This window comes from Marinobacter sp. (assembly GCF_048259445.1).
Taxonomy (GTDB): Bacteria; Pseudomonadota; Gammaproteobacteria; order Pseudomonadales; family Oleiphilaceae; genus Marinobacter.
In genome coordinates this window covers 1-12,447 of the sequence record NZ_JBLXHQ010000030.1, presented here as the reverse complement: position 1 = coordinate 12,447, position 12,447 = coordinate 1, and the positions used below count along the sequence as shown (strand labels likewise).

The 12,447-nt window shown below is 55.5% G+C and carries 9 protein-coding genes; 1 reads left to right on the top strand and 8 read right to left on the bottom strand.

The features are described from left to right. Positions 1 to 54: 54 nt before the first annotated feature. From ligA to ACN0RL_RS17160, 4 genes are all read right to left on the bottom strand, one after another. Complete coding sequence (gene ligA / locus ACN0RL_RS17175; protein ID WP_417519044.1) at positions 55 to 2,085, bottom strand: NAD-dependent DNA ligase LigA; 2,031 nt, start codon at positions 2,083 to 2,085, stop codon at positions 55 to 57. 77 nt (positions 2,086 to 2,162) lie between these two features. Beyond that, positions 2,163 to 3,131 (bottom strand): cell division protein ZipA, encoded by a 969-nt coding sequence (gene zipA / locus ACN0RL_RS17170; RefSeq protein ID WP_417519042.1) that lies wholly within the window; start codon positions 3,129 to 3,131, stop codon positions 2,163 to 2,165. Positions 3,132 to 3,278: 147 nt separating this feature from the next. After that, the gene (smc, locus tag ACN0RL_RS17165; RefSeq protein WP_417519040.1) at positions 3,279 to 6,779 is read right to left on the bottom strand and encodes a chromosome segregation protein SMC; all 3,501 of its coding nucleotides are present in this window, start codon (positions 6,777 to 6,779) and stop codon (positions 3,279 to 3,281) included. 1 nt (position 6,780) lies between these two features. Then, entirely contained in the window at positions 6,781 to 7,464 is a 684-nt protein-coding gene (locus tag ACN0RL_RS17160) for a GntR family transcriptional regulator (protein ID WP_417519038.1), read from the bottom strand. A 292-nt stretch (positions 7,465 to 7,756) separates the two neighbouring features. On the opposite strand from ACN0RL_RS17160, the gene ACN0RL_RS17155 reads away from it, so the two are divergent. Next, entirely contained in the window at positions 7,757 to 8,683 is a 927-nt protein-coding gene (locus ACN0RL_RS17155; RefSeq protein ID WP_417519036.1) for a GGDEF domain-containing protein, read from the top strand. A gap of 27 nt (positions 8,684 to 8,710) precedes the next feature. Here the strand turns inward: ACN0RL_RS17155 and rluB are convergent, their stop codons facing one another. Genes rluB through ACN0RL_RS17135 form a run of 4 tightly spaced genes read right to left on the bottom strand, consistent with a single transcriptional unit; the run spans position 8,711 to position 12,438 of the window. Next, positions 8,711 to 9,742 carry a 23S rRNA pseudouridine(2605) synthase RluB gene (gene rluB / locus ACN0RL_RS17150; protein WP_417519034.1) on the bottom strand — a complete coding sequence of 344 codons (1,032 nt, stop codon included), beginning with the start codon at positions 9,740 to 9,742 and terminating at the stop codon, positions 8,711 to 8,713. 39 nt (positions 9,743 to 9,781) lie between these two features. Continuing rightward, positions 9,782 to 10,423 carry an SMC-Scp complex subunit ScpB gene (scpB, locus tag ACN0RL_RS17145; RefSeq protein ID WP_417519032.1) on the bottom strand — a complete coding sequence of 214 codons (642 nt, stop codon included), beginning with the start codon at positions 10,421 to 10,423 and terminating at the stop codon, positions 9,782 to 9,784. A gap of 46 nt (positions 10,424 to 10,469) precedes the next feature. Continuing rightward, positions 10,470 to 11,258, bottom strand: a complete 789-nt coding sequence (locus ACN0RL_RS17140; protein WP_417519030.1) for a segregation and condensation protein A — start codon at positions 11,256 to 11,258, stop codon at positions 10,470 to 10,472. A gap of 4 nt (positions 11,259 to 11,262) precedes the next feature. Further along, positions 11,263 to 12,438 carry a tryptophan--tRNA ligase gene (locus tag ACN0RL_RS17135; RefSeq protein ID WP_417519113.1) on the bottom strand — a complete coding sequence of 392 codons (1,176 nt, stop codon included), beginning with the start codon at positions 12,436 to 12,438 and terminating at the stop codon, positions 11,263 to 11,265. Between the last annotated feature and the right edge of the window lie 9 nt (positions 12,439 to 12,447).

Sequence of the window (12,447 nt, the reverse complement as noted above, 5' to 3'; positions counted from 1 at the left end):
CACCGGCCAGCCACAGCCTGCGGGGCTGTTCCCCGAAAACTGTGACGCCAGTGCTCAAAACAGATTGTGCTCCTTCAGCATATCCAGTAACGCCGGCTCATCCAGGATCAGCACGCCAAGCTGTTCTGCTTTTGCCAACTTGGAACCGGCCGCCTCACCTGCCACAACACAGGCTGTCTTTTTAGACACGCTGCCAGCTACCTTCGCGCCCAGCGATTCCAGCTTTTCCCGGGCCTCATCACGGGTAAGTTCCGACAGGGTTCCCGTGAGCACCCAGGTCTGGCCCTGAAGCGGTCTGGCGCCGGCGGTAACTTCCTCTTCCTGCCACTTAACGCCGGCCTCACGCAGCGCATCCAGTGTTTCCCGGTTATGGGGTTGCTCAAAAAAGCTGCGGATATGGCCTGCAACAATCGGCCCGACATCCGGCACTGCAATAAGTGCTTCTTCATCTGCTTCGGCTACAGCCTCAAGAGTGCCGAAATGGGACGCCAGGGACTTTGCCGTGGCCTCACCTACTTCCCGGATACCCAGTGCGTACAAAAAGCGCCACAATACTGGCTCCCGGGAACGATCAATGGCTTCTACCAGATTGGAAGCCGATTTTTCTCCCATGCGCTCCAGGCGGGTTAAGTCTTTCGTGGTCAGCAGATAAATATCCGCAACGGTTTTCACCATGCCCTGGTCTACCAGAATATCAATCCACTTGTCGCCAAGCCCTTCAATATCCAGGGCCTTTCTGGAGGCGTAATGCCGAATCGCTTCTTTTCGCTGCGCTGGACAATACAGACCGCCTGAACATCGCGCGATTGCCTCACCTTCAATCTGGATAACATCCGAATCGCACACAGGGCATTGTTTGGGGAGTTCTACCAATTCAGCATTTGCCGGGCGTTTTTCAAGTACCACCTTCACAACCTTGGGAATAACATCACCGGCCCTGCGGATAAACACTGTGTCGCCGATCCGGACGTCCAGGCGGCGAATCTCATCCATGTTGTGCAAGGTCGCATTGCTGACCGTCACACCACCCACAAAGACTGGCTTGAGGCGCGCCACGGGGGTAACGGCGCCTGTGCGCCCTACCTGAAACTCCACATCCTCAATGATCGTCAACTCTTCCTGGGCAGGAAACTTCTGGGCGATTGCCCAGCGCGGCGCCCGAGAGACAAACCCCAGCTTTTCCTGGTAATCCAGCCGGTTCACCTTGAATACGATGCCGTCAATTTCATACGGCAGCGTATCGCGCTTCTGCATCAGCTCCTCATAGGCCGCGAGGCATTCGCCTGCGCCCAGGGCCTTGCGCATTTCGGGATTGATACGGAAGCCCCAACGCTGAACTTGCTGAAGGCTCTCCCATTGCGTATCCGGCAACAGACTTTCATCGGTTACCGCAACACTGTAGGCACACATTTCCAGGGGGCGCCGCGCCGTGACAGTGGACTTTTTCTGGCGCAGGCTGCCGGCCGCTGCGTTCCGGGGGTTTACGAAGGTTTTCTCACCCTGATCCGTCAACCGGCTGTTCAAAGCTTCAAAGCCCGCTCTGGGCATATAAACCTCACCCCGGACTTCCACCAGATCCGGAACATCCTTACCTCTCAAACGCAGCGGCACAGAGGGGATAGTGCGGATGTTTGCCGTGATATCCTCGCCGGCATAGCCATCGCCCCGGGTTGCCGCCCGCGTAAGCGAGCCCTTCTCGTAATGCAGGCTGACAGCAAGCCCATCCAGCTTTGGCTCACACACGTACTCAACGTCTTCATCACTGCTGAGCCGTTCCCTGACCCTGCGGTCGAAATCACGGAGCTCGTCTTCACTGAATGCATTATCCAGCGACAACATAGGCAGTCGATGGATCACTTCTTCAAAACTGGTCTCTGCACTGCTGCCTACACGACGGGTGGGCGAATCGTCCGACGCCAGATCAGGATATTCATTCTCGAGTTTTTGCAATTCCCGGAACAGGCGGTCGTACTCCGCATCCGGGATACCGGGATCATCCAGCACGTAATACCGGTAATTATGCTCATCAAGGGCTGACCGCAGTTCCTCTACCCGCTTGATAGTGTCCGGTGAAGGCTTACTCATAGATTCGTGCTCTTGGCTGTCAAAAAAATGCCCGGATGGCTCCGGGCATTGTTATTTCAGTTCTGACCCAGACCGGCTCAGCGGAGTGGCGATCGCTGCTTGCGCTCGAACTCGCGGATGCGCTGGCGACAGTGCTCAATGGTCTGGGCTGTCATAACGCTACGACGTTCATCTTTGAGCTCGCCGCCAAGATTACGAACAACACACTGGGCGGTTTCAAGCATGAAATCGAAGGCCTGCAACGCACTGGTCGGGCCCGGCATGCTCATGAAAAAGCTGATACCCGGCGTGGTCATTGCCGCTACGTCGTCAGGCTTGAATGTGCCTGGCTCAACCGCATTCGCCACACTGAATTGCACAGGGCTGGTGGTATCTTCTGCTTCGTGGCGATGATAGATGTCCATATCGCCATGGGCCAGACCGCAGGCTTCAAAAAGTTTCTGCAGCGCGCTGCCACTGAAATCCTCTCCCTGGCGGGCAAGCACATTGATAACAATAACCTCACGGGCTTCCGGACGGTTAGCGCCGGCCAGAGGCTGTTCCGGATCGGCTTTTTGCGGCTCGCGGCGGGCGGTATCTTCTTCTACATCGATTGTCGCCGTTGCAGAAGTTTCTGGTACAGATAACTCCTCATCTTCAGCACCCCAGCCGGAATCAACGGTCAACTCTTCTTGATCAATGGAAGAAAACCCCGTCTCTTCACCATCAATCGGGAATGACTCATCCGGCGAAGTATCTTTTTCCTGCAACGCTTCGCGAACAGGCCGAGTCGGTTTCTGTTGCGGAGCGCGAAACCGTGAGGGTTTTTCGCGCCGCACGTAGCCGCGCTCTTCCAACGTATCTTTAGAAATAGCCCTCGCCCCTCCGTTCGGAAGCTCAGGATTATGATCCTCATCCAGCGGCGAGCCTTTCAGATCATCAGCGCCCATACCGGAAGAAATCGCGATAGACTCCTTACGGGCACGGCGCATGCGCCTTAAACCATCTATAACAATGCCGATGATAACCAGGGTACCGATGGCAATTAACCATTCCCTAAGTGACATAGTGCTGCTGTCCTGTTTGCAGATCGGGTCCGGGAGCGAATAAGGGGCTCCGGCTATTACTCTAAAAAAAGCCCGTAATGAATACAACGCAAAGCCGCATCACATGGCTTTATTGTCATTCTTGACGAATTTATGGTCAGTTCTCTCTCAGGCCTCCGCCAGCGCAGCCGCCTCGTCCACATCCACCGAAACCAGGCGCGAGCACCCTGGCTCATGCATGGTAACGCCCATAAGCTGGTCCGCCATTTCCATAGCGATCTTGTTATGGGTTATGTAGATAAATTGTACCTGTTTCGACATTTCCTTGACGAGATTGGCGTAACGACCAACATTAGCGTCGTCGAGCGGAGCGTCAACTTCATCAAGCATACAGAAAGGCGCCGGGTTGAGCTGGAATATGGAGAATACCAGCGCGATAGCGGTTAACGCCTTTTCGCCCCCCGAAAGCAGATGGATAGTGCTGTTCTTCTTGCCTGGCGGCCTCGCCATGATCGTCACACCCGTTTCCAGCAGGTCCTCGCCGGTCAATTCCAGATACGCATTGCCGCCACCAAAAACTTTTGGAAATAAAGCCTGCAGGCCTCCATTTATCTGATCGAACGTCTCCTTGAAGCGTTGACGGGTTTCACGATCAATTTTGCGAATCGCTGTGTCAAGAATCTCCAACGCTTCTGTCAGGTCTTCGTGCTGGTTGTCGAGATAGGTTTTGCGCTCACTCTGAACCTGATACTCATCAATTGCCGCAAGGTTGATGGCCCCGAGGCGCTGAATCCGGCTACCGATTTTCTCAAGCTCCGCAGCCCACTCGTCCTGATTCGCGTCCTCCGGCAACTGCGGCAGTATGTCCTGCAACCTTACATGCAGCTCTTCAAGCTGCTCAATGTAGTTACCAGATCGGATTTCAAGCGCCTGGGATTCCATTTTAAGCTTCTCGAGCTTGGATCGTACGTCCTGAATCCGGTGATCTGTGCCGCTCCTGCCCTGCTCTTTTTCCCGCACCTCACGATCAATCTCTTCCAGCGCATCACGGGCCACGCCGAGTTTTTCCTCCTCCGCGAGCCGGCGATCCAGCAAGCCCTCAAGTTGCATCTGGAGGTCTTCCATGGGCTCTTCCGCGCTTTCCCGGGACTCTCTGAGCATTTCCAGGCGCTCTTCCAGCCGTTCTTTCTGCAGCTGCATGCGGTCTATCGTCTGCTTCAGACCGTCGCGCTGACTGCTGAGTGACTGCAATTGCAGTTGCAGTTGATGCGCATGATCGCGATCGTGGCGAGCTTCCTGGCGCAAACCGTCGAGTTTTTCCCGGAGCATGTCACGTTGCTCGAGCAGACGTTCTTTTTCATCATCTCCGTCTTCGGTCAACATCAGCGCCTGCTGCCATTCCTCACGAGCGATGCCAAGATTTTCTTGCTGTTCTTCCAGGTTCAACGCTACGTCCGCAACATCCTCCTGTATGCGTGCGAGCCGCGCATCAATCTGTTCGGCGCGGGCGCGAAGCCCGCTGATTCGGGAGACAACCTGGCCAAGCTCGCGATCGCTTTCGCTCAGCCGGGCCTGAGCATCGTCCCTTGCGGCCTCCGCCTTCTCTGTGCGTTCCTGCAGGGCTTCATAACGAGCCCGCACCTCTTCGAGAGACTGTTCTGCCTGAGCCAGCTGCTGCGCAAGTTCATCCACTTTTTTCTGTCGTTCGATAACGCCAATCTGACCGGCATCAGAATCCGGCATCAGAACCCAGTCGCGTGCAACCCATACACCCTCACGGGTGATGAGGCTGTGGCCTTCTGGAAGCCCAGCCCTTTGTGACAGGGCATCACCGAGGGTTTCCACGGTACCGATACCCGCCAGCATGGCGCTGACCGAAGCCATACCGTGAACCCGGGCGGCCAACCCCTGAGCCTGGGCCGAAGCGCCACCACCAGAGCCAGACTGGATAACGGCCAGACCCTTTGGTGCGCCTTGCAAAGCCTTAGTCAGCTGATCAATATCGGGCAGCAGCAACCCCTGGCTGAAGCGCCCGATAACCTGTTCCAGCGCAAACTCCCAGCCATCGTCTATGCGGAGATTTCCGGCAACCCTGGGTAGATCCGCCAGCTGATGTTCCGCCAACCATGCCTGCAAACTGTCATCCTGACCGCCCATTTGCTCGTCGAGCAAAGACTGTTGGGACTCCAGAGCGGCCTGCAGGCTTTGAACCCGCTGACGGGTGTCAGACAGGCTCTGTTCGGTATCACGCTGGTTATGGCGAGCATCCTGAAGTTCACCATGCACGGTTTCAATGCGCTCTACAGTTTCCTCGCGTTGAAGCTCCAGCACCTCCTGTCGCTCCTGAAACGACTCAAGCTCAGCCCGGTCAATCTGACCATCCAGCTGCGCTTGTTCTTCGTGAAGCTTTTCCTGGCGAGCCAGCAACTGATCTATAGCCTCTTCAAGCGAGCGGATGCGGGATTGGGCAAGCTCTGCCTCGCGGCGAGCATCTGCGGAGCGTGAGCTGAACTCTTCCCAGCGCTGCTGCCACTCGCTCATGGCATCTTCCGCCTGTTGAAGCTTCTCACCGGACTCTTCCGAACGGATATTCAGGGCCTCTTGTTCAGGCTCAATCATGGCGAGTTCTTCGCGGATCCCTTCGAGCTTTTCCTCGTCCTGGCTCAGTTCCCGGGCAAGCTCGCGCTGGTTAGCCATGGCCTGATCCAGTTCTGCGGCGGTCTGGCGACTGCGCTCTCGCTGATGCTCAAGGCTTTGTTCAATTCGGGCAATATCCGCTCCAGCCTCATAATAACGGGCCTGCGCACGATTAAAGTGTTCTGTGCGTTCGTGATGGCCATCCCGGAGGGACTCAAGAGACGTCTCCAGGCTGATGCGCTCGGTCAGCTGTTTCTCAAGCTCCAGCTCGGTATCACGAATTTTGCCACGCCAACTTTGCAGGTCGTTATCCAGTGACTGCCACCGCAAAACAGTGAGCTCGGCTTTTTTCTGACGCTCCTCGTGTTTGTAGGCTTTGTATTTCTCAGCGGCCGCAGCCTGCCGTTCAAGATGTTGCAGCTGGCGCCCGAGCTCTTCGCGAAGATCGGTCAGGCGCTCAAGGTTTTCCTGGGTGCGACGCATCCGGTTTTCAGTTTCCCGGCGACGTTCTTTATATTTCGAGATACCGGCCGCTTCTTCAATATACGTTCGCAGCTCTTCTGGCTTGGCTTCAATCAGCCTAGAAATCATGCCCTGTTCGATAATGGCGTAACTTCGGGGGCCGAGGCCGGTGCCCAGAAAAAGATCGGTAATATCCCTGCGGCGACACTTTGCACCGTTGAGAAAGTATTCCGACTGACCTTCACGGGAAACCCTGCGGCGCACTGAAATTTCGTTAAAACGGACAAATTCTCCGGGAGCGGAACCGTCACTATTATCAAAGACCAGTTCGATGGACGCCTGGCCTACTGGTTTTCGGGCACTGGAGCCATTGAAAATAACGTCGGTCATGGATTCGCCCCGCAAGTACTTGGCGGAGCTTTCACCCATCACCCAGCGGACGGCATCGATAATGTTGGATTTACCACAGCCATTAGGTCCTACCACCGCCGTCAGATTCGTGGGGAACGGCACTGTGGTGGGGTCTACAAATGACTTGAACCCGGCAAGCTTGATGGACTTCAGGCGCATGTCACGCGCTCTCCTCCTCCCTGAGAATACTCAATACCTGTTGGCGCTGGTGCTCGCCAAAGGCCTTAATTGCTGCCTGTAAGCGGTCAGAATCTCCACTCACCGCTGCCTCTCCGAGGCGACTGAAAAATACAGCTGTCTGCCCGATACCTTCCCGGAAATTCTCCAGGGCAACAAAATAGGTGCGACTGATGGCCGGCCGTAAGTTTTCAAGGGTCTCCTCAAGAAACGGATTATCGACCAGTCCGTAGGCGTAGCGCATTACCCCGAAGCCGGCCTCGATAACCTTTTCTGCAGCATCGGGACCTGTTGAGTTCACAGCCTGAATAACCGCCTCAACTTCCCGAACCCGCCCCATAACGCCGACCAGTTCATCGCCGGTCCAGCGTTCGATAACTTTGCGCCCGAGCATGCACAGCAAGTCAATATAGATATCGTAAAGGCTGTTGACGCTCGCCACGGTCAGGCTGGAAACAACCGCGCCGCGGCGAGGGAAAATCTCAATCAGATGCCTGCGTTCCAGAATCAGAAGGGCTTCACGTACCGAGCCGCGACTGACATTGAGGTCGCCGGCAACCTTGAGCTCCTGAATACGACTTCCGGGTATCAGATCTCGCGTCACAATCCGCTGCCCCAAATGCTGGGCGATCTGTTCAGAGAGACTTTCTGGGGCCTGAAACGTCATAGGGAATGTTGCTCACTTCTGAAAACGGCGCGGGTATTGGTCGCAGAGTTTAACACAGGGATTCTCCATCCCCATCCCCTCACGAAAAGGCATTTTGCGCCAGGAAACGTATCCATCGGAACAGGCTTGCCGTTTTTTTGACGCTCAGGCTTGCGTTGGCTGCCAGGCCCTTCAAATTACCTTAATACTTCAATATATCTAACTGGTTTATATAACAAAATTAAATTACGGCATAAACCATGCTTTTATCACCCTCAAGCGCATGACCAATTCCGCCAGAGAGTGAGTCTCAGTGAAAAACATATCGTCGATACAGAACACTACCTCTCAGCCGAAGGATCTGGCAGCTCTGCGACAGGCCTACCAGGGCTGGTCGAACACTCCCGACCCATTCAGCAGGCTCACAAGACGCCTTGCCACTACACTGTCTCTGGAGACTCAGCTCGGCATTCTGGCGGAAGAGCTGGGAAGCATCATCCCCTTCGATTCCCTGAATTATCGCCACCAGATAGCGCACCGTGATTTCGTGTATGCAACCGGGATTGGTGGCCCTCACCGCTGTGAGTATCGGCTGAACCTTGAAGGCGTGTACTACGGAACGCTGACGTTGAATCGTCGGCAAAAGTTTTCGGCCGACGAGCTGCAAGGCATTGAAATGATGATCAGTGCGGCTATCTGCTCGCTCCGCAATGCCTGCCAGTTTATCGCGATTGAACAGGCAGCCCTGACCGATGCTCTGACCTCAATTCCGAACAAGCGCGCCCTCGACGAACACCTTCAGCGCGCATGCCTGCTTGCGGAACGCCATGCCGAGGAGTATTCCCTGATTCTCTGCGATCTGGATCATTTTAAATCGGTAAACGATCAACATGGGCATGTGGTGGGCGATCATCTTCTGCGGTTAACCGCTGGAGCTCTGGAAGCTGCAATCAGAAACTCAGACAGCGTTTATCGGTTTGGCGGCGAAGAATTTGCAATTTTGCTGCCACACACGGGCGAGCAGGAAGCGCGGGATGTAGCAGAACGGGTACGCAGCGCCATTGCAGGCCTTAGGGTGGACTGCGGTGGCACCGAGCTGTCTGCCACAATCAGCTGCGGTGTTGCCCGCCATATGCCGGAGGAAAACGCAGACCAATGGATAGCCCGCGCCGATGAGGCCCTTTACAGAGCCAAGGATCAGGGCCGGAACTGCACAAGGGTGTTTGCTACCATCGGCTGAAAAACACGGCCCGGAACGAAACAGGACCTACCTGCCCGACTTACCGGCACTTCCTGAATGGGACTTACGGGGCCTGCCAGATCCTGTTTTCGGCTTGCCCGCTCCGCCACGAGTCTTATCGGAGCCACCGCTGCGAGCCGGCTTGGTATCGCTGACATCCCAACGCCGCCCTCCGGTTTTTTTGCTGCCACTGCCCGGGCTCTTTCTTCTCAGCCGGTCATGAGCCGCCTGCTCGTCTGGCGTTTTTTGCGGTATATCGATTGAATCAAGCCCTACCGTTTTGCTCAGGGTATCCACTGCTTTTTGGTCCAGTTCTTCCCATTTGCCAAGCGTCAGCCTACTGGGCAGAAAAACAGGTCCATATCGCACACGCTTCAGGCGGCTTACGCGCACTCCCTGAGACTCCCACAAGCGCCTCACCTCACGGTTACGGCCTTCCAGAAGAGTAACGTGAAACCAGCGATTGATTCCGCTGCCGCCGGCCGGGCTTAAATCACTGAATTTGGCCATGCCGTCTTCAAGAAGGACCCCCGCCATCAGGCGTTCGATCATGGCATCATCAACTTCACCAAAAACCCTGACTGCATATTCCCGGTCAATCTGACTCGAGGGGTGCATCAGGCGATTTGCGAGTTCGCCGTCGGTAGTAAACAGCACAAGCCCGGTGGTATTGATGTCCAGACGCCCTATGGATATCCAGCGGTTATCCTTGAGTCTGGGCAAGCGGTCGAATACCGTCGGCCGGCCCTCGGGATCTTTCCGGGTAGTCACTTCGCCTTCCGGCTTGTTGTAGATAAGCACCCGGCGCACAGTCGTCCCGGCGCCCGCAACCTCAAGTCGTTTCTCATCCAGTTCGAAGCGATCATTCACGGTTGCCTTCTGGCCCGGCACTGCAGCCTCACCATTGACCGTCAGGCGCCCGGTTTCCATCCAGCCTTCAATTTCTCTTCGCGAACCAACGCCTGCGCGGGCGAGGAGCTTCTGGATCCGCTCCGGGCCTTCGTTAGTAACCGTTTCTGCGGTCGGTTTTGCCTTTCTTCCGGGGCGTTCTGACGCCATGAACATAATCCTTAATCGCTGACTGACACCCGAATGGTATCAGTGAAGTGTCTCACCCGGAGGATTATCCTCGCCGGGTTCTGCCGGAGTTGAATCGAACTCAATCTCGGCCTGAATGCTCTTTTCAATTTCTCTGCCTATTTCTTCCAGGTCCCGGATCTCGGATAAAGGTGGCATCTGATCCAGGCCGGAAAGATTGAAATAGTCCAGAAACTGTCGGGTGGTTGCATACATCGCAGGCCGGCCAGGAACGTCCCGATGTCCCACAACCCGAACCCACTCTCTCTCAAGTAATGTGCGAATGATATTGCTGCTTACCGTAACACCACGGATGTCTTCAATTTCACCGCGAGTTATTGGCTGTCGGTAAGCAATAAGAGCAAGAGTTTCCAGCAAGGCCCGGGAGTAACGCTGCGGTTTTTCCTCAAACAACCGGCTGACCCAGGGGGCATATTCCTCACGAACCTGAAGCCGATAGCCACTGGCCACTTTACGAAGCTCAAAACCCCGGCCCTCGCACGCATTACCAAGGAGCATCATCACATGCTCCATAACCTGTCGGGCCGGGCGCTCATCCTCGGTAAACAGTTCCCTTAACTGGTCTAAGGAGAGAGGCTTACCGGCTGCCAGCAGCGCAGCTTCGGCAATCGCCTGAATTCTGGAAAGATGCTCTTCGTTCATGATGGCTATCCGTTCTTCGGTGCGCCGTTTTCCGATGCGGAATGATCTAGCGGGCAGCCCGGGCGCGCATGTGAATGGAACCCAGCACGTCTGTCTGCACTACTTCAATCAGCTGCTCTTTCACCAGTTCCAGCATAGCCAGAAACGTAACCACTACCCCGAGCCTTCCTTCCTCTACACTAAAGAGGCTCTGAAAAGTAACGAACTGATCATCCTGCAACAAAGACAGAATGGCTGACATTCGCTCTCGGGTGGAGAGCTTTTCTCTTTCCACATGGTGGCTGGTAAAAAGATCCGCTCGCTCCAGGACACCCCGAAGCGCAAGAATCATCTCCCGAAAGTCGACATCGGGATGCTGCTGGGTCGACGGTAGTTTCGGCAACGATGCCGATACAGAGAAACTGTCACGCTCCATCCTTGGCAATGCGTCGATATCCTCGGCGGCCTTCTTGAAACGCTCATACTGTTGCAGCCGGCGAATCAGTTCAGCCCTGGGGTCCAACTCTTCGTCTTCATCACTTTCGTGCCTCGGCAGCAGCATGCGGGATTTTATTTCCGCGAGAGTGGCTGCCATCACCAGATACTCCGCAGCCAACTCGAAGCGCATGGCTTCTACGGCTCCGATGTAATCCATGTACTGCCGGGTGATTTCACTCACGTCTATGTCCAGAATATCCATGTTCTGGCGACGAATGAGGTAAAGCAAAAGATCGAGCGGCCCCTCAAAGGCTTCCAGAAATACCGCAAGTGCATCTGGCGGTATATACAGGTCTTTGGGAAGATCGACCAGCGTCTTCCCGGATACCTTTGCTAATGGGGCCGGCTCTGGCTTCACTGGATTAACGATAGCTCAGGCCCATTGCGGCACGGACTTCGTCAAGCGTATCACGAGCCGCGTCCCGGGCATGTTCACGCCCTTCCTGCAGAATCGAATGCACCAGATCCGGGTTACCTTCGTATTCCAGGGCCCGCTCACGCAAGGGGCGCTGCTCTTCGATAATCGAATCAATCAGTGGTTTTTTGCAGTCAAGACAGCCGATACCGGCGCTGCGACAACCAGTCTGAACCCACTCTTTGGTTGCGTCATCAGAATAAACTTTGTGCAGGCCCCAAACCGGACACTTCTCTGGCTCACCCGGATCTGTGCGTCTCACCCGCTGGGGGTCAGTCTGCATGGTGCGGACTTTCTGGGCGACGCTATCCGGCTCTTCTCGCAGTCCAATGTAATTGTTGTAGGATTTGGACATCTTCTGCCCGTCCAGCCCCGGCATTTTGGATTCCGGCGTCAGCAATGGCTGCGGCTCCGGAAGTATGACCTTGCCGCCACCTTCAATAAACCCGTAGAGGCGTTCACGATCACCGATGGAAATGTTCTGCTGCTCCATCAGCAAAGCGCGAGCCGTCTCAAGAGCTTCAAGGTCGCCCTCTTCCTGGTAACGCTTTTTCAGGGTGCGATAGAGTTTGGCGTTTTTCTTGCCCATTTTGACGATGGCCGACTCCGCCTGATCTTCAAACCCGGGCTCGCGCCCATAGATGTGGTTGAATCGTCGGGCGATCTCACGGGTAATTTCAACATGAGATACCTGATCTGCACCCACCGGCACTTTGCCCGCGCGATACATCAGTATGTCGGCAGTTTGCAGCAGCGGGTAGCCGAGGAACCCGTAGGTTGCCAGGTCTTTTTCCCGCAGCTTTTCCTGCTGGTCCTTGTAGGTAGGGATGCGCTCCAGCCAGCCAAGGGGCGTAATCATGGAGAGTAAAAGGTGCAGCTCTGCATGCTCAGGCACCTGCGACTGAATGAACATGGTGGAGGACCCGGGGTTAACGCCGGCTGCGAGCCAGTCGATCACCATGTCCCAGACGCTTTGTTCGATGCCGGAAGGGTCATCGTACTGTGTCGTGAGGGCATGCCAGTCGGCAATAAAGAAGAAGCACTCAAATTCGTGCTGGAGTTTCACCCAGTTTTTCAGCACACCGTGGTAATGACCAAGATGAAGCTTGCCGGTCGGACGCATACCGGACAA

Coding starts and splice junctions, on each gene's coding strand:
- ligA (WP_417519044.1), bottom strand. CDS start 2,085: ATGAGTAAGCCTTCACCGGACACTATCAAGCGGGTAGAGGAACTGCGG.
- rluB (WP_417519034.1), bottom strand. CDS start 9,742: ATGGCGTCAGAACGCCCCGGAAGAAAGGCAAAACCGACCGCAGAAACG.
- scpB (WP_417519032.1), bottom strand. CDS start 10,423: ATGAACGAAGAGCATCTTTCCAGAATTCAGGCGATTGCCGAAGCTGCG.
- ACN0RL_RS17135 (WP_417519113.1), bottom strand. CDS start 12,438: ATGCGTCCGACCGGCAAGCTTCATCTTGGTCATTACCACGGTGTGCTG.
- smc (WP_417519040.1), bottom strand. CDS start 6,779: ATGCGCCTGAAGTCCATCAAGCTTGCCGGGTTCAAGTCATTTGTAGAC.
- zipA (WP_417519042.1), bottom strand. CDS start 3,131: ATGTCACTTAGGGAATGGTTAATTGCCATCGGTACCCTGGTTATCATC.
- ACN0RL_RS17160 (WP_417519038.1), bottom strand. CDS start 7,464: ATGACGTTTCAGGCCCCAGAAAGTCTCTCTGAACAGATCGCCCAGCAT.